We start from the raw sequence: 16,579 nt of genomic DNA on the forward strand, positions 1-16,579 counted from the left end.
ACCACCACCCTGCGCACGCCGGCCGGCAGGCCCCCACGACTAAAATACGTGTAGTTTTCGTGCATAACGGTGATAATCGGGCGGCAGCCTGGCACAGACAAGGCAACGCGCCGTCCGGGCACCTGCCCCGCAGGACAGTCGTGACGCAAAACCCGACAGCGCCCCCACCACCGCCCGTCGACCGCGATCCGGTGGGACGAGGTCCGCTGCACGAAGAACCCGCAGCACCGCCCGACAGACCCCCGCCACCTGACGGGGCGGCTTGTCCACGAGAACGGGGTCCGGCCTGCTCCCCGTGGTGGCGCACACCGCGTGCCGCCGACCTCCGGCCGACGGCTGGTGATTTCACCCGGAACACCCGGAAGACACCGGCGGCGAGAGGGCCGGCCAGGGGAGGCGCCGCCGACGACATCGACGTAGGCCGCAGCTCCCAGAGGTACTGCTCCCGTCAGCAGCGGGCGGCCCTGTCGTGGCACTCGCCGCGGCCGGGCCGGCATCCAGGCGCAGGCCCGCGGGGATGCCCGCGGGTGTCCGGCACTCCCCCGCTCCCTCGCCTCGCACTGCCGGCCGACGGCATCAGCGGCACGGGACGCGGCCGGGAAGGAAACCCTCCGGCCAGGCAGAGCCCAGCGGGAAACCGGAAGCCGGAAGCCGGAAGCCGGGGTCGAGTGGCGGGATCCCGGGGTGCGTGGGCGGGGTTCGACGGAATGTTCCCGCAGGTCAGCCCGTGTGAGGCAGGACCACGATCTGCACGTCGTCCTCGTAGATCACGCGCCCCCGGGTCGGTCGACTTCACCGCGCGGCAGTCCACGCCGTGCGCTGACAGGATCTCCAGATACCCCGCCACCCGCTCGATGAGATGGGACGCCGAGGGCTTGAACCAGGGCCGCGGCCCCGGGATGGACCGCCGGGTCGTACACACTCGGGTCCACCGTCGACGGGTCCGGATAGGCGGCGTCGTACCACGCATTGTTCTCGCTTCGGAACCGATCCTGCTCCGCCGTCAGCCGCCCGGTGCGGGCAAGGTTGTTGACCAGCCCGAACACACCCTTGAACTGGCCCCGCTCATCGGACACGGCCGACTGGAACCGCACATACTCGATGGACATCACCCGATCCTGCCACGCGCGTGCCGGCGCCGGGAGGGGGTTCTCCAGGCCGTGCCGAAGCCATGCCAGAGCGGGCGGGGCCACGGGACGGCAGCCGCCAGGAAGCCGCTGCGGAAGGGCCGTTGGGGCGCTCCCCCGTGATTCGGAGTGATTCGGACGCCAACCCCCGCCAGATCACCGGCACGGCTTGCGAGGGCAACGACGCTTCAGGCGGCGGACCTCCTCCCCGACGGCTCGGAGCCCGGGCACATCGGGACACCCCGAAACCCGGACCGCGCGAACGACACCGTCACCGCACTGAAGCCGGCGACCGACACCGGCCCCGCGGCCGTCACGGCAGACGCCCGGGCACCACGGCCGAACCGGGGGGCTGCAGGCCCGTGCGGCTACCAGTTCATGTGGCGGGGCATACGGCACTTCCCGGCGAAGTCCGTCGAGGGGCAGTCGTCGTCGCCGATCGCGATGACGAGCGCCGCGCACAGCGCCAGCACGACGAGGACGACCACCAGGCCGGTACGGGTGAGCAGGAACCGGCCGAGGCGGGTCCCGGTGCGGCCGGGGCGCCGGCCGCGCGGCACCGTGGCCCGGCGCAGGTTCCAGACCGCGCAGACGGCCACGGTGACGGCCCCGAAGGCGGCCGACACCCCGCCGTCACGGAAGAGGCCCTGGGCGACGTAGGCGACCATGCCGCCGAGGAACAGCGCGTACATGACCCGGACGAGCACCTTATTGATCACCCTCGTCCCCCCGGGGTATCGGCGTGCCACTGCCACCGGCCGAAGCGGGGGCGCCGCAGGGCGGCCCTCACCGCCGTACCGCCCGGACTGCCCCGTGGCCGGCGGTGAGGCCCAGGGCGCCGCAGACGACGATCGCGACAACCCTCGCCAGGGCCCGCCTCTCCATCCCCGCCCCTCGCCTTCGTCGTCCGGCCGGGCGGTGCGGCGGTCCCACCACCGGTACAGCAAGGCTGTCGATGTGCCCAGGGGACGCTGGGCGGCGAGCCGGCCGCGGAGGAAACTGATCACGGGAGTTCGTTACGGGTCTCACACCCGCCCAAGGGGGGCGAGGAGTCCGGACAGCTCCCGGCCCGGACTCCTCCCCGTACCGACTCGACGCCGCCCTCCCCGCGAACCCGCCGCCCCACGGTCCGCCGCGCCATGCCGCCGGCCGCGCGCGAGAGGGCGCAAGCCAGCCCGGCCCGCCCTGCCGCCGATCCACACGCCGCAAACCACCCCCTGCCCAGCTTCCGCCCGGGGCGAGCGCGGAGGCGCCGAGAGCTCCCGGCTTCCGCCCACGGGCCCGCACCCGCAAGCCGCGCAGCCCCCGGCCGTGGGGTTCTGAGGGCGCCCCAGCCGTGTCGTCACCGGCCGCCCCGGCCCGCCCCGGTTCAATGACCGTGCCAAAACCACTGACCGGCGACGTGCCCGCCCCGCACCACTGCCCGTCACCGGACCGGAGACACGGGGCGAGCAGAGACAGGAGAACCCCCATGCGCATCCGCACCCTGTTCGTGTCCACCCTGCTGGCGGCCTGCGCCGTCCTCGGCGGCGCCGGTATGGCCGCAGCCGACGACGACGGCCCCCAGGAACTCACCCCCAGAGAGCAGGCCGGCCTGGAAGCCGCGACGTCGATCGTCGACGCCCTGCTCGGCGGGGGCGTACCGATCACCCGGTAACACCATGGGGAGCCCGGAGCCCGGAGCCGTCACCGACCTGTCTCCACGCACTACCCCAGGGGGCAGGGGCTGGCGGCGGGGTGTCAGGAGCAGGGCCGCAGGCCCAGGGCCGGTGGAACATCTTCCAGTTGTCGCGGGCATGGAGGGCGAGTTCGTCATGTCCTGGCCGTACGTGACGTTCGCGTCGGGGGGCCACGTCGCCCGGGCCGCGGCCCGGCACGGACAGCAAGACCTGCCGCTCGTCGACGCCGTCGCCGGCGTCGACGAGGAGGAGGTCCAGGTCCGGGCGCGTGCGGGCGGCGAGACGGGTCGCGGTCTGCTCACTGTCCCACGGGCGTCCCCCTCACTCCCCCGCGTCACACCATCCGTGAGGAGATACAGCGGAGCCACCTCCAGCGGAGCCACCTCCAGCGAAGCCCTCGGGCCGGTGCGCACCGGCGGAGACTGCCGGGCTCCGAGCGGATCCGGTCTGTCGAAAGTGGTGATCCGTACATGGCATGCTGCTCACCGGCCCGCGCGTGGCACCGGCCGGTGCCACGCGCGGCCACCCGTCCCCTGATCAGTTCCTGCCTAGGTGAGCACCACAGTGAAAGAAAAAGTGAGATTCCCCAGCGTCGTCGGCCCCGAACTGGCCGGGGTGATCGACCTGCCGGACGGCGAGGTTCGCGGCTGGGGGCTCTTCGCACACGGCTTCACCCTCGGCAAGGACTCACCGGCCGCCTCCCGCGTCAGCAAGCAGCTGGCCAAAGAGGGCATCGGCACACTCCGCTTCGACAACCTCGGCATCGGCGACTCCGACGGCGACTGGGGGGATGGCTCCTTCACCGTCAAAGTCCAGGACACCATCCGCGCCGCCGCCTTCATGGCCGACCGCGGCACCCCCGTCGACCTCCTCGTCGGGCACTCCTGGGGCGGCGCCGCCGCCCTCGCCGCCGCCCGCGAGATCCCCGGCCTGCGCGCGCTGGCCACCATCGCCGCACCCGTCGACCCCAGCCACGTCGAGCGCCAGTACGACTCGGTGCTGGACCGCGTCCTCAGCGACGGCTCCCACCAGTGGTTCGTCGGCGGGCGCACCCTCGTCCTCAAACGCGCCTTCGTCGAGGACGTCCGCAAGGCCCACCTGCGCGAGACGATCGGCGAGCTCGACCTTCCCCTCCTGGTCGCGCACTCCCCCACCGACTCCACCGTCGGCATCGACAACGCCGCAGAAATCTTCCAGGAAGCCCGCCACCCCCGCAGCTTCATCTCCCTCGAAGGCGCGGACCACCTGCTGACCGCGCGGGGACAGGCGCAGCGCGCCGCACACATCATCAGCGCCTGGGCCGACCAGTACCTCGACGAACCACGCCCCTGACCTCACGGTCCCGCGCCGTTGTGTGAACGTCTGCACTGGTGCAGAGCACCGGCCGGCCCCCGCGAGAAGGTGAAGGTGGGCGGGCACCACCGTCATGCGAGGTGAGCGGGACCGTGCGCCGCCATACCGGCCCCCGCCGGCCCCGCCACCGCCGTCGGGTGCGGCGCGGCGACGGCCCGCCACCACTTGCGACCGGGCTGCGCATCGCCTTCGTGGGCAGGACCACCATCGCCGCCCGTGACAAGCAGACGGCCGCGGTCTCGTTGTCACGGGTGGCTTCCTGCGACCTGCCCGGTGGTTTCGGGCTAGCCGCCGGGAAGGGGGTCGGGGTAGCGCTTGAGGACCTGGGCCGGCTGGTCTTCGTCGGTGGGCCAGAGCACCACGTGGTAGCGGTCCTCGCCGTCCAAGGCGTCCTCGGAGAGGGTGTTCAGGCCGTGGGAGCAGATACGCACGGCATAGTTCCCGGGGGCCAGGGGGATGCGGGGGATCTCGTCGCGGGTGTCCTGCATGGAGACCAGCAGGCGCCCGGAGGGCAGCGCGAGACGGGCCTGGGTGACGTGGTCGGCCCGCTCCAGTTCACTGTCGCCGGCCGGGGGCGTGCGGCGCACATCCACGGTGACCGGCACGGTGAAGGGGCGGGCGGCCCCGATCGCGACGACGCCGGGCGCCGTGTTGATCCAGTTGCCGGCCAGGGCGTCGAACCAGGCGTGTCCGGGCTCGCCCAGGCGGGCGTCGTCGTCCTGGAGCAGCAGGGTGGAGTAGTCGGCGAGAACGGTGAGTTCGTGGCGGGAGAGCAGGCCGGGGTCGCCGGGCGGCGCGGTGGCGGTCATCTGGACGTGGGCTCCCTCGGGCAGTGAACGGTCCGGGCCAGCGAGCCGCGAATGCGCCCCCACGCACCCACCGCCCTACCCGACGACCCGCACACAGCTGCCACCGCACCGCGACGCCACTGCAACCCCACGCTATCCCGCCCCTGTTGAGCAACCCACAACAGCCACACCCGAACACTCCACAAGCGCCTCACTGCCCGCACAGACACCCTGACAAAGCCCCCCCCAACCCCTGGAACCCCCAGCAGCAACACACGGCGAACCGACCCCGGGACCGAAAGCCGGGCCACACCCGCCGGCACCGGACGCCGCCTGCCCGCCCGCCCAGCCGGCAGCCCCCGCCGGAACACCCCCTCACGCACCGATGAACACACCGATCCGCACGGACGCACCCAAGAAAGAGGCCGGCCCCCGAACAGGGCCGGCCCCTCCCCATCACCTCGAGACGCCTCAAACGCCTCAGACGCCTCAGACGCCTCAGACGCCTACAGCGACGGCAGCGTCTGCGCCGGATCCACACCCGGCAGCGTCGGCAGCTTCGGCAGACCCTCCAGATCCGGCGCCGGCAGATCGCCACCCAGCACGATCGCGACCACCACGTTCACCGTCCCGGTCAACGTCGCCTGCAGCGCGGCGGCGGTCGCCTTCGCGTCCCCGGCGGCGGAGGCCTTCACCAGGGCGTCCACCTTGGTCTGCAGATCCGCCGCCGCCTTCGCCACCAGCTCCGGACCGGGCGCCTGCGCACGCGCCTTGCCGGTCGAAGCCTTCGCCCCGGCCACCAGAGAGTCCAGCGCCTTCTTCACCTCGGCCGCATGCTTGGCCGCCTCCTCCTTGGGCAACTTGCCATCCGGCGCCTTCAGCACACCCGCGACCAGACCGGTCACCGGCTCCACGACCGCACCCGCCCCCGCCAGCGCCGCATTCTGCTTGGCCAGCGCCTCAGCACCCGGCACAGGCGCAACCGACACACCCACCCCACCACGAGCCGGCCCCTCCGCGACCACAGCAAACGCCGGGCCCGCCAAACCCAACGCGAGCACACCGCACAACGCGCCCGACACAAGCACGCCAGCATTCCGGGAAATACGCATGAACCCATCCTCTTCACGGTCGACGAGCACTACACCACGCCCACCCTGCAAGCACCACACACCCCCCGCAACCCGAACAACACACACAGCCACCACCACACCCACCCAAACACACCCAAACCAGCCCACCCGTCAGGCGCACCAATGAACGAGTGGCCGACGCCGTGGCCTTGCGGGGGCGTGTCGGTATGTAGTGCGCTACGCCTCATGAGGAACGTGAGGAAGAAAGGCGTTACCGCGCTGGGAGCCCTGCTGCTGGCGGTGCCCCTTCTCGGCGCCGCACCGTTACCTTCGGCCGCCGGCGCGGACAGGTCGCTGGGTGTCGACCTCGACACGGTGACGATCCCGCAATTGCAGGCGCGCATGGCGAAGGGGGCGCTGACCTCGTCGGCGTTGACCGCCGCCTATCTACAGCGGATCAGAACCGTCGACCCCAAGATCCACGCCGTGCTGCGCATCGACCCGACCGCGCTGCGCCAGGCCGCCGCCAGCGACGCCCGACATCGGCGCGGCGACGTCCGCGGCCCGCTCGACGGCATCCCCGTCCTGATCAAGGACAACGTGAACACCCGCGGGCTGTCCTCGACGGCCGGATCGCTGGCGCTGGCCGGGAAGCCGCCCCGTGCCGACGCCGACCTGGTCGCTCGACTGCGCAAGGCCGGGGCGGTCGTCCTCGGTAAGACCAACCTCTCCGAGTGGGCGAACTTCCGTGCGTCGAAGCCGACGTCGGGGTGGTCGGCGGTGGGCGGGCAGACCAACAACCCGTACGTACTGGACCGCAACCCCTGCGGGTCCTCCTCCGGTTCGGCCGCAGCGCTCGCTGCGTCGCTGACCCAAGTGGCGATCGGCACCGAGACGGACGGCTCGATCGTGTGCCCCGCCGGCATGAACGGGGTGGTCGGCCACAAGCCCAGTCTCGGCCTGGTCAGCCAGGACGGCGTCGTCCCGATCTCCGCCGAACAGGACACCGCGGGCCCCATGGCCCGCAACGTCACCGACACCGCCCTCACCCTGTCGGTCATCCGCGGTGACACCGGCGGCGCGGCCGGCCGCGTCGACATGCCGCCCAGCCCCGACGGGCTGCGGGGCAAGCGGATCGGTCTGTGGCGGCTCCCGTCGCTCGGCTCCGGCGTGGACGCGCTGATGACCCGTACCGCGAAGAAGCTGCGCGCCGCGGGCGCCGAGGTCGTCGAGGTGACCCCGCCGTATCAGAAACGGCTCGCCGACCTCGAATTCCCGGCGCTGCTCAGCGAGTTCCACCGGGACATCGACGCCTACCTCGCCACCCGCGACGGACCGCGGAACCTCGCCGAGCTCATCGACTTCAACCGCACCCACCCCCAAGAGCAAACGTGTTTTGCCGGACAGGAGTTGTTCGAGCAGGCCCTCGCCGCCCCGTCGACCAACGACCCGGAGTACCGGTCCATGCGGGCGGAGTTGAAGGACCTCTCCCGGCGTTCCATCGACGAGACCATGGCGACCCACCACCTCGACGCCATCGCCTCGCCGACCAACCCGCCCGCGTGGACGACCGATTGCGCGCGGGGCGACAACGACGTGATCCCGTCGTCCACCCCGGCGGCCGTCTCCGGATACCCGTCCCTTTCGGTGCCCGCGGGCTCCGTGGGTGAGTTGCCCGTCGGCATCCTGCTGATGGCCGGAGACCACCAGGACGACACGCTGCTGTCGCTCGGCGCGTCGATGGAGTCCCGCCTCGCCGCATGGCGGGCACCGCGCTATCTGCCGTCCGTGGGAGACAACAGCAGCGGAAGCGGGTGACCTGAGCCCCAACCGTCGGCACCCGGCCCTGGTCAACAGCCCGGGTGCCGACGGGACGGGTCCGCAGACGACTGCGTCCCGCCCCCGGCCTCCCGCTCACACCGCCAGAATGCCGCCGTCCACCGCCACATGACTCCCCGTGGCGAACGACGAACGATCACTCAGCAGCCACAGCGCCGCCTCCGCCACCTCGTTCGGTTCCGCCATCCGCTTCTGGACCTGGCGTGCCACGAACGCCTCCTCCAGCGCCGGCTCCGCCTCCACCGCCGCACTGATCATTTCCGTTCGTGTCGTCCCCACCACCAGGGAATTCACGCGGATACCGTGCTCGCCGTACTCCGCGGCCGCGGCCTTCGTCAGACCGAGAACGGCATGCTTCGCCGCTACATAGGGTGAGGGCGCACCCGTGGCGATCAGACCCGCCGAACTGGCCGTGTTCACGATCGAACCGCGGCCGGCGGCTAGCATCACGGGGATCTGGCGACGCAGACAGTTCCACGTCCCCCGGACATTGACGTCCATGATCCGGTCGAAGTCACCCTCCGGCAGTTCGTGCAACGGACCGAAGACGGAACCGGCATAGCCCGCATTGTTGAAGGCACCGTCCAGACCGCCGAAACGCTCCACGGCCACGGTCACCGCACGCTCGACATCCTCCGCCCGCGCCACGTCACCAACGCTGCGGGCCGCCCGTCCACCAGACGCCTCGATCTCCTGAACGAGGCTCGCGAGCCGGTCCTCGCGGCGCGCCATGAGGACCACCGCCGCCCCCTCATCGGCGAACAACCGTGCGGCGGCCGCTCCGATCCCACTCGACGCGCCGGTAATCATCACAGTCCTGCCGGTCAGCAGGCCGACGCCATGCACCGGAGATATTCGATCGCTCATGGCGCCGAGTAAACCGAATGATGACCTGCCACACCACCACAATGAGACAACAACCGGACACCGTCGTGGAGTTGATGGACTCCTCAGCCGGGTTGGACCGGGTTGCCAGTGGCGGCTCCCGGTCTCCACTCGCTCTCCCCCGGCCCGGTGTACCCACCGAGCCCCTCGGTGTCTACGGTGGTCCCGAGGTTGGCGAGGCCCGAGGGAGCGGCAGGACCTGAAGGGCCGACAGAAGACAGGTGGAGTGCGGGCCATGGGGGACGAGCGTGCGGGCGGCGCCGGGTACGGGCGGGTGATCGCGGGGCGCTATCGCGTCGTCGGGCGGCTCGGCAGTGGCGGGATGGGCACGGTGTGGCGGGCCGTCGACGAGCGGCTGGGGCGCGAGGTCGCCGTCAAGGAACTCCGGTCCTTCGACGGTGCCGACGGCCCGGATCCGGATGAGCAGCGGCTGCGGATGCAGCGCGAGGCGCGGGCCGCCGCGCGGGTGCGGCACCACGGGGTGGTCGCCGTGCACGATGTCACCGAGCACGAGGGGCGTCCGGTGATCGTGATGGAGTTCGTCGACGGGGAGTCGCTTCAGGGGCGGTTGCAGAGGCGCGGCCCTCTCGATCCGCTGGAGGCGGCCCGGATCGGCGCGCAGGTGATGGACGCCCTCGCGGCCGCGCATCGCGCCGGGGTGTGGCACCGGGACGTCAAGCCCAGCAACATCCTGCTGGAGCACGGTGGCCGGGTCGTGCTCACGGACTTCGGGATCGCCGCGCTCCAGGAGCCGGGTGACGGCGCCGCCACCCGGATCACGCGCAGCGGCGAACTCGTCGGCTCGCTCGACTACCTCGCACCCGAGCAGGCTCGCGGCGGCGAGGTGGGGCCCGCCGCGGACGTGTGGGCCCTGGGTGCCTCGTTGTACTCGGCCGTCGAGGGAGCGCCGCCGTTCCGGCGCGCCTCCACCTGGTCGACCATCACCGCGATCGTCACCGAGCCGCTCCCCGAGCCCCGGCAGGCCGGCCCCCTGGCGCCCGCGCTCGCCGAACTGCTGGACAAGGACCCTGCGCTGCGGGCCGACGCCGCGCGCGCCGCGCAGTTGCTGCGGGCCACCGCCGCGGGCGAGCCGCTGCCGCCCCAGTCGCCCGACACCATGCGCCTGCGCCGCCGGCAAGGAGAGGGGCAGGCGCCCGGTGGCGGTCCCGGTGGCTTCGCCGCCGGGGCGTTTCCCGCGCCCGCCTCACTGACGCATCCGCCAGTGGATGGCGCGCGAACCGTCACCGCTCAGCGCGGCAGCGCACGCCGACGTGGGACCGTCGCGGCCGCGGTGGCAGCGGCGCTGCTCGTCGGCGGCGGGGTGACGTACCTCGTGACCAGTCAGGGCGGCGACGACACGGGCGGACGTGCGGCGGGTCCTGTCGCCGACGGGACCCGGTCGGCGACGACACCATCGCACTCCCCGTCCGGTGCGCCGTCGGGCGGTCCTTCGCCGTCGAGCTCCGCCGGCGATTCCCCCAGTGCCTCCTCCCCCGCCTGCACCCACATCGGCGGCGGCAAGTCCCACTGCCGCGTGTGGCGGGCCGCCACCACGTACGACTCCCGGCACCGTCCCGTCGGCACCATCCGCCCGGGCACCAACTATTTCTACTGCCAGGCCAAGCTCACGCGGCGGGAGACGTACGGCGAGTGGACGAATGTCTGGTGGGCGAAGACCGATGACGACTCCGGGAACGCTGGTGTGTTCGTCAGCGACGTCTATCTCACCGGCGGCCGAAACGATCAGCCCGTGCCGGGGCTCGCGGTCTGCTGAGCGTCCGGAAGTCCCGGCTCCACACCTCTATGGGACACCTCCATTGGTCATAGAATCGGCGTGTGACGAACGACGATTCCGCATTCGCAGCACTGGGCGCGCTGGGTGATCCCGTGCGCCGTCGCCTCTATCGATACGTCGCCGCCCAGCCGGACGACGTAGGGCGTGACGCCGCCGCGGAGGCGGTCGAGGTGTCCCGGTCGCTGGCCGCGTTCCATCTGGACAAGCTGGTCGAGGCGGGGCTGTTGACCGCGTCCTCGCGGCGGCTGTCCGGGCGCACCGGGCCGGGCGCCGGGCGGCCGGCGAAGGTGTACCGGCGCGCCGAGGGCGAGCACTCCGTGTCCGTTCCGCCCCGGTCCTACGACTCCGTCGGTCACCTGCTGGCCTCGACCGTGGAGAACGCGGGCCTGGACCGGGAGTTGCAGGAGGTGGCCCGGGCCGCGGGTGCGGCGCAGCCGGACATCGACGCCGACGATCTGGTCGACGCCCTGGCGGAGCGCGGCTACCAGCCCTACTGGGACGAGGGGACGCTGCGCCTTCGCAACTGCCCGTTCCATGCGCTGGCCGAGGAGTTCCCCGCCCTGATCTGCGGGATGAACCTCGCGCTCCTGGAGGGGATTGCGCCCGCGACGTGGCAACCCGCGATGGATCCCTGCCCGGGCGGATGCTGCGTGGCGCTCACCAGGAGCTCCGACTGAGCCACCCGCCGGCGCCTCGGCCGGTTTCTAAAACAAATGAGCGTTGACTATAGAAGCGGGCTCGGCCATGCTGGGCCCATGACTGGCTTTCACCTCGCGCAGGTCAACATCGGCCGCCTCGTCGCCCCGCTCACCGGACCCGAACTCGCCGACTTCGTCGCCCAGCTTCCCGAGATCAACGCGCTCGCCGACGGCAGCCCCGGATTCGTCTGGCGCATGGTCGACGACGCCGGGGAGGACGCGACCGGGTTCCGTCCCGACGACGCCGACGACATGATCCTGATCAACTGCTCGACCTGGGAGTCGGTGGAGGCGCTGCGGGCCTTCACGTACCACAGCGATCACCTGCGGGTGCTGAGCCGCCGCCGTGAATGGTTCCAGCGCATGGCCGAGGCACATCAGGCGCTGTGGTGGGTGCCGGCCGGTCATCGTCCGAGCATCGCGGAGGCGATGGAGCGGGTCGCGCTGATCCGTCGACACGGGCCGGGGCCGGAGGCGTTCACCTTCCGCGCGCCCTACCCGGCACCGGCCGCGACGGCCGGACGGTGACCGGGGCCCGACCACACCTCCCCTCCCCCGCGTACGCGTCCCTCAGCCCGGAACCTCCGTCAGCATCCGCCACCCGGGGGCGTAGCGCCCGTGCAGGACGAGGGACGCCGCGCCCACCGCTCCGGCCGTCTCGCCGATCAGGCTGGGTTCGACCGTCACCCCGCCCAACGCGCGGGCCACCGATGTCGTGTTGACGGCCCTGTCGATCTCCTCGCCGAGCAATTCCTCCACGCCGACCAGTGCCTCGCCGCCCAGCACCACCCGGCTCACGTCGAGCAGCGCCACGGCGCCCCGCACCGCCTGCCCCATCCGGCGACCCGCGAGGCGCACCACGTCGCAGGCGGCTTCGTCCCCGGCACGTGCCGCGCGCCGCAGCAGTTTCCAGTCGGCGCGCACGGTGTCGCGGGTGCCACTGAGTCCCATGCGGCGCGCGGCGCTCTCGCCGTGTCGGGCGTACAGGTCCTCGACGAGGGCGGCGGGGTTGCAGTAGGGGCCGAGGCAGCCGGTGCTTCCGCAGTCGCAGCGACGCTCTCCGGGCTCGGCCTGGGCGTGGCCGATCTCTCCGGCGTTGCCCGAGTCGCCGCGCATGACGTGATTGCCGAGCATGACTCCCGCGCCGATCCCCGCCCCCATGTACAGGTACAGGAACCCGTCCGCGCGTTCCTCGCCGCCGATCCAGCGCTCGCCGATCGCCGCGGCCGTCGCGTCGTTGTCCATCGCCACCGGCATGCCGGTCTCTTGCGCGAACATGTCAACCAGGGGCACGCGTCCCCAGCCGTCGAAGTTCGGCGGGTCCACGACCGCGCCCGCCCGCGCGTCGATGGGGCCCGGCGCCGCGATCCCGAGGCCCAGCAGCCGGCTGCGGTCGATCGCGGCGCGCCCCGGCAGTCGCAGCGCCGCGCGCGCCACCCGGTCGACCACCTGGGTGGGGTCGCTGGGGCGCGGCAGCGCGAAGCGGCGGCTGAGCAGCACCGATCCGGCGAGGTCCACCAGGACGATCACGGCGGCGTCCGGGTCGAGGTGCACCCCGAGGGCATAGGCGCCGTCGGCACGCGGGGTGAGCAGGGTGCGGCGTTTGCCTCCGCTGGAGGGCGCGTGTCCGGACTCGGCGATCAGGCCCTCGTCGAGCAGGCGGCGCACGACGTTCGAGACCGTCTGGTTGGTGAGTCCGGTCAGCGGGCCCAGTTCGACGCGGCTCACCGGCCCTTTGGTGCGGATGGCGGCCAGGACGACGGCCTGGTTGTAGCCGCCGACCCTGGGCAGGTTGGTGCCGCTGCGCGCCATGACGTCCCCTCCTTCGCGCAAGTCCGCCCTGGGGGCTCCGCCAACTCGTGGTCGGTGCGCCAGGGTTCGGCGTCGAGATTATGCAGCAGGCGTTGACTTAGTCCATCCATTGGATTTAGGTAATCGCCAACGCACCACGCACCACCGCGCACCATGCCCGCACCGTCGGCGACGTCCGCATCGTCGCTCGGCCGGTGCACCGCAGCACCTCTGGTACCGCCTGCAGTTGAGCGCCCCATGCCGGGTGCCGAGCCGCCACCTCCTGGAGGAACCCCTTGCGCAAGAAGCTTCTCGCCGCTCTCGCGGTCACCGTCGCGACAACGTTGTCCGCAACCGCTTGCGGTGGTTCCGGACCCTCCGCCGGCGGCGACTCGATCAAGGTCGTCTACTGGCAGCACCTGGACCAGAACGACCACAAGCAGCAGAAATTCCTGGCCTCGATGAAGAAGTCGTTCGAGAAGGCCCACCCGGGCAAGAAGGTCCAGATCGTTCCGGTCACGGCCTCGGAGAACGACTACTACACGAAGATCCAGCTGATGATGCGCTCGCCCTCGACCGCGCCCGACCTGGTCTACGAGGACACCGCGCTCATCAACTCCGACATCGCCAGCGGCTACCTCAAGCCGCTCGACGACTACGTGGCCAAGTGGTCGGACTGGGGCAAGTTCGCGAAGGCCGCCAAGTCCGCGGTCTCCTCCCCCAGCGACGGCAAGACGTACGGCGTCCCGGACGACACCGACACCCGCGGCATCTGGTACAACGAGAAGCTGCTGAAGAAGGCGGGCATCAAGACTCCCTGGCAGCCGAAGAGTTGGCAGGAGCTCCTCGACACCGCGCGCACGCTGAAGAAGAAGCTGCCGGGTGTCATCCCGATGAACCTGTACACCGGCCAGGCAGGCGGCGAGCAGTCCACCATGCAGGGCTTCGAGATGCTCCTGTACGGCACCGATGCCGCCGGTGACTCCCTGTACGACGCCAAGAAGAAGAAGTGGATCGTCGGCTCGCAGGGGTTCAAGGACGCGCTGAAGTTCGTGCACACCGTGTACGACGAGGACCTGGGGCTCGACAAGTCCACCGCGCTCGGCCCCAACGCGGGCACCGAGGTCGGCACGAAGCTGCTGCCGAAGAGCAAGCTCGCCATGAACATCGACGGTTCGTGGATGGCCAACAACTGGCTGAAGACCGGCCCGAGTCCGTGGGCCGACTGGTCGAAGACGATGAAGCCCGCCGCCATGCCGACCCAGCACGGTCAGGCGCCCGGCAAGGTCAGCATGTCGGGCGGGTGGGCCTGGTCGATCCCCTCGAAGGCCAAGAACCCCGATCTGGCCTGGCAGTTCGTCAAGGCGATCAAGAACAGGGACAACTCGGTGAAGTGGAACGTCATCGAGTCCACGACCGCCGTGCGCACCGATGTGGCCGCCGACCCGAAGTACCTGGGCGCCACGCCGACCAACAAGTTCTTCACCGACCTGGTGAAGTACACCCACTTCCGTCCGGCGCTGCCGAAGTACCCGCAGGTGTCCAACGCCGTCACCAAGGCGATGGAGTCCGTGACCACCGGGCAGGCCTCGGTGGACGCGGCCGCCAAGACCTATGACCAGGACCTGTCCACGGCCGTCGGCCCCGACGCCACCGTCAAGGGCGCGCGATGAAATCCGCCGTCGCCACCGCCGCCCCCGGTGGGCACGCGGCCGGACGCACCGCCGCGGGTCGCTCGCTGCTGCGCGGCATGCCGCTGCTGCCGTCGATCGTCCTGCTGGCCGTGTTCCTGGCCGGACCGATCCTGTACTGCGTCTACGACGCGTTCACCGACGCCCAGCTGACCGGGGCCGCCGAGACGAACTTCGTCGGCCTGGACAACTTCACGCGGGCGCTGGACGATCCGAACTTCCTCAACGCCCTGTGGCTCACCCTGGTGTTCGTCGTCGGTTCCGCCGTCATCGGGCAGAACACCCTCGGCCTGAGCCTCGCGGTGATGGCCGAGAAGGCCACCAAGCCGCTGCGCACACTCACCAACGGCGTCGTGATCGCCGCCTGGGTGCTGCCGGAGGTCGTCGCCGGGTACCTGATGTACGCGTTCTTCTACAAGCAGGGCGCGCTCAACGACGTCCTCGGCTTTCTGGGTCTGCCGCATCAGAACTGGCTGTACACGCTGCCGATCCTCGCGGTGTGTCTCGCCAATGTGTGGCGGGGCACCGCGTTCTCGATGATGGTCTACTCGGCCGCGCTCAACGAGGTGCCGCGCGAGCTGGTCGAGGCCGCGGAGATGGACGGCGCGGGTGTGTGGCACCGGCTGTGGCACGTGACGCTGCCGGTCATCCGCCGCACCATCATGACGAACCTGATGCTGATCACCTTGCAGACGCTCTCCGTCTTCGGGCTGATCTACGCCATGACGCGCGGCGGTCCCGGCAACAAGAGCCAGACCCTGCCGGTCTTCATGTACCAGCAGGCGTTCCAGAACAGCATGATCGGCTACGGCACGGCGATCGCGCTGGTGCTGCTGGTCGTGGGTGCGCTGTTCTCCGTCGTGTACCTGAAGCTGCTCAAGGTGGAGGAGGACTGATGGCCGCCACCGACCTGCTGCCCGCCGCCGACGCCGGCCGCGCCGACGGGGGCGCCCGCCCCGCCTCCGGGACGGGCACGGCACGCCGCCGGTTCCGGCCGGGACGCGTCGCCGTCAATGTCGTCCTGCTGGTGATCAGCCTGCTGTTCGTGCTGCCGCTGGTGTGGATGGTGTTCGCGTCGTTCAGCTCGACCGCCAGCTTCGAGCTGAGCGTGCCGTCGCCGCCGACGCTGGACAACTTCCACGCGATCATGAACGCCGAGACGACATACCGGCCGCTGCTCAACGGGCTGCTGCTGTGCGGCGGGGCGACTCTGCTGTGCGTGGTCACCTCGATCCTGGCCGCGTATCCGCTCTCGCGCTACCGCTCCCGGCTGCGCCGACCGTTCCTGTACACCGTGCTGTTCACTACCGGGCTGCCCATCACGGCCGTGATGATCCCCGTCTACAGCATGTTCGTGCAGGTCGAGCTGATCGACTCGATGTTCGCGACGACGCTGTTCCTGGCGGCCTCCGCGCTGCCCATCGGGATCTGGCTGATGAAGAACTTCATGGATGGTGTGCCCATCGTCCTGGAGGAGGCCGCACGGATCGACGGCGCGAACGCCATGCAGTCCCTTGCCCGCGTGGTGCTGCCGCTGATGTGGCCGGGTGTCACCGTCGTCACCGTGTTCACCTTCATCAGCATGTGGGGCAACTTCTTCGTGCCGTTCGTGCTGCTCCTGTCGCCGGAGAAGCTGCCGGCGTCGGTGAGTGTGTTCACGTTCCTCAGTGCCCATGACCAGACGCAGTACGGGCAGCTGGCCGCGTTCTCCCTCGTGTACACGCTGCCCGTGGTGATGCTGTACCTGCTGCTGACCCGCAAGCTGGGCGGCGGTTTCGCCCTCGGCGGTGCCCTCAAGGGCTGATTCCGCACCCTCGGGGCGGACCAACTCCCCTCCCGTGCAGTCCTGTTCAACGCTCT

Annotated in this window: 14 protein-coding genes and 1 pseudogene; 9 read left to right on the plus strand and 6 right to left on the minus strand. The window is 70.9% G+C overall.

Annotated features, from left to right (window positions below; translation table 11 throughout):
* Positions 1–720 precede the first annotated feature (720 nt).
* Both ACNYS0_RS00005 and ACNYS0_RS00010 read right to left on the minus strand, forming a co-directional pair.
* A pseudogene (locus ACNYS0_RS00005) lies at positions 721–1,109 on the minus strand (hypothetical protein).
* 386 nt (positions 1,110–1,495) lie between these two features.
* Positions 1,496–1,846: a hypothetical protein gene (locus ACNYS0_RS00010; RefSeq protein ID WP_422470501.1), complete on the minus strand. Its 351-nt coding sequence runs from the start codon at positions 1,844–1,846 to the stop codon at positions 1,496–1,498.
* Between the two features lie 752 nt (positions 1,847–2,598).
* On the opposite strand from ACNYS0_RS00010, the gene ACNYS0_RS00015 reads away from it, so the two are divergent.
* A complete protein-coding gene (locus tag ACNYS0_RS00015) occupies positions 2,599–2,784 on the plus strand; it encodes a hypothetical protein (protein WP_422470502.1) in 186 nt (61 codons plus the stop codon).
* A gap of 598 nt (positions 2,785–3,382) precedes the next feature.
* The gene (locus tag ACNYS0_RS00020; protein ID WP_422470503.1) at positions 3,383–4,138 is read left to right on the plus strand and encodes an alpha/beta hydrolase family protein; all 756 of its coding nucleotides are present in this window, start codon (positions 3,383–3,385) and stop codon (positions 4,136–4,138) included.
* Between the two features lie 305 nt (positions 4,139–4,443).
* On the opposite strand, the gene ACNYS0_RS00025 is transcribed toward ACNYS0_RS00020, so the two are convergent.
* Both ACNYS0_RS00025 and ACNYS0_RS00030 read right to left on the minus strand, forming a co-directional pair.
* Positions 4,444–4,968 carry a hypothetical protein gene (locus ACNYS0_RS00025; RefSeq protein WP_422470504.1) on the minus strand — a complete coding sequence of 175 codons (525 nt, stop codon included), beginning with the start codon at positions 4,966–4,968 and terminating at the stop codon, positions 4,444–4,446.
* Between the two features lie 485 nt (positions 4,969–5,453).
* Positions 5,454–6,089 (minus strand): hypothetical protein, encoded by a 636-nt coding sequence (locus ACNYS0_RS00030; protein WP_422470505.1) that lies wholly within the window; start codon positions 6,087–6,089, stop codon positions 5,454–5,456.
* Between the two features lie 177 nt (positions 6,090–6,266).
* On the opposite strand from ACNYS0_RS00030, the gene ACNYS0_RS00035 reads away from it, so the two are divergent.
* On the plus strand, positions 6,267–7,838 hold the full coding sequence (locus tag ACNYS0_RS00035; RefSeq protein ID WP_422470506.1) for an amidase family protein: 1,572 nt from the start codon (positions 6,267–6,269) through the stop codon (positions 7,836–7,838).
* Positions 7,839–7,934: 96 nt separating this feature from the next.
* Here ACNYS0_RS00035 and ACNYS0_RS00040 read toward each other — a convergent pair whose 3' ends face one another.
* On the minus strand, positions 7,935–8,726 hold the full coding sequence (locus ACNYS0_RS00040) for an SDR family NAD(P)-dependent oxidoreductase (RefSeq protein WP_422470507.1): 792 nt from the start codon (positions 8,724–8,726) through the stop codon (positions 7,935–7,937).
* Positions 8,727–8,979: 253 nt separating this feature from the next.
* On the opposite strand from ACNYS0_RS00040, the gene ACNYS0_RS00045 reads away from it, so the two are divergent.
* The 3 genes from ACNYS0_RS00045 (at position 8,980) to ACNYS0_RS00055 (ending at position 11,765) form a co-directional block, all read left to right on the plus strand.
* Positions 8,980–10,518: a serine/threonine-protein kinase gene (locus tag ACNYS0_RS00045; RefSeq protein ID WP_422470508.1), complete on the plus strand. Its 1,539-nt coding sequence runs from the start codon at positions 8,980–8,982 to the stop codon at positions 10,516–10,518.
* A gap of 62 nt (positions 10,519–10,580) precedes the next feature.
* Positions 10,581–11,216 carry a helix-turn-helix transcriptional regulator gene (locus tag ACNYS0_RS00050; RefSeq protein ID WP_422470509.1) on the plus strand — a complete coding sequence of 212 codons (636 nt, stop codon included), beginning with the start codon at positions 10,581–10,583 and terminating at the stop codon, positions 11,214–11,216.
* A gap of 78 nt (positions 11,217–11,294) precedes the next feature.
* Positions 11,295–11,765, plus strand: coding sequence for a DUF3291 domain-containing protein (locus ACNYS0_RS00055; RefSeq protein WP_422470510.1), 471 nt, complete (start codon positions 11,295–11,297; stop codon positions 11,763–11,765).
* A 42-nt stretch (positions 11,766–11,807) separates the two neighbouring features.
* Here the strand turns inward: ACNYS0_RS00055 and ACNYS0_RS00060 are convergent, their stop codons facing one another.
* Positions 11,808–13,049 carry an ROK family transcriptional regulator gene (locus ACNYS0_RS00060; protein ID WP_422470511.1) on the minus strand — a complete coding sequence of 414 codons (1,242 nt, stop codon included), beginning with the start codon at positions 13,047–13,049 and terminating at the stop codon, positions 11,808–11,810.
* Between the two features lie 275 nt (positions 13,050–13,324).
* On the opposite strand from ACNYS0_RS00060, the gene ACNYS0_RS00065 reads away from it, so the two are divergent.
* The 3 genes from ACNYS0_RS00065 to ACNYS0_RS00075 are packed head-to-tail and all read left to right on the plus strand — an operon-like array spanning position 13,325 to position 16,523.
* Positions 13,325–14,701, plus strand: coding sequence for an extracellular solute-binding protein (locus ACNYS0_RS00065; RefSeq protein ID WP_422470512.1), 1,377 nt, complete (start codon positions 13,325–13,327; stop codon positions 14,699–14,701).
* Positions 14,698–15,615 (plus strand): carbohydrate ABC transporter permease, encoded by a 918-nt coding sequence (locus tag ACNYS0_RS00070; RefSeq protein ID WP_422470513.1) that lies wholly within the window; start codon positions 14,698–14,700, stop codon positions 15,613–15,615. The genes ACNYS0_RS00065 and ACNYS0_RS00070 overlap by 4 nt, the downstream gene beginning before the upstream one ends.
* Positions 15,615–16,523, plus strand: a complete 909-nt coding sequence (locus ACNYS0_RS00075; protein ID WP_422470514.1) for a carbohydrate ABC transporter permease — start codon at positions 15,615–15,617, stop codon at positions 16,521–16,523. Before ACNYS0_RS00070 ends, ACNYS0_RS00075 begins: the two co-directional genes overlap by 1 nt.
* Positions 16,524–16,579: the final 56 nt, after the last annotated feature.

Source organism: Streptomyces anthophorae (genome assembly GCF_049310305.1).
Lineage (GTDB): Bacteria > Actinomycetota > Actinomycetes > Streptomycetales > Streptomycetaceae > Streptomyces.

Bases quoted from the DNA above. Each gene is read 5' to 3' on its own strand.
- ACNYS0_RS00015 (WP_422470502.1), top strand. From the start codon at position 2,599: ATGCGCATCCGCACCCTGTTCGTGTCCACCCTGCTGGCGGCCTGCGCC.
- ACNYS0_RS00025 (WP_422470504.1), bottom strand. From the start codon at position 4,968: ATGACCGCCACCGCGCCGCCCGGCGACCCCGGCCTGCTCTCCCGCCAC.
- ACNYS0_RS00035 (WP_422470506.1), top strand. From the start codon at position 6,267: ATGAGGAACGTGAGGAAGAAAGGCGTTACCGCGCTGGGAGCCCTGCTG.
- ACNYS0_RS00040 (WP_422470507.1), bottom strand. From the start codon at position 8,726: ATGAGCGATCGAATATCTCCGGTGCATGGCGTCGGCCTGCTGACCGGC.
- ACNYS0_RS00045 (WP_422470508.1), top strand. From the start codon at position 8,980: ATGGGGGACGAGCGTGCGGGCGGCGCCGGGTACGGGCGGGTGATCGCG.
- ACNYS0_RS00055 (WP_422470510.1), top strand. From the start codon at position 11,295: ATGACTGGCTTTCACCTCGCGCAGGTCAACATCGGCCGCCTCGTCGCC.
- ACNYS0_RS00060 (WP_422470511.1), bottom strand. From the start codon at position 13,049: ATGGCGCGCAGCGGCACCAACCTGCCCAGGGTCGGCGGCTACAACCAG.
- ACNYS0_RS00070 (WP_422470513.1), top strand. From the start codon at position 14,698: ATGAAATCCGCCGTCGCCACCGCCGCCCCCGGTGGGCACGCGGCCGGA.
- ACNYS0_RS00075 (WP_422470514.1), top strand. From the start codon at position 15,615: ATGGCCGCCACCGACCTGCTGCCCGCCGCCGACGCCGGCCGCGCCGAC.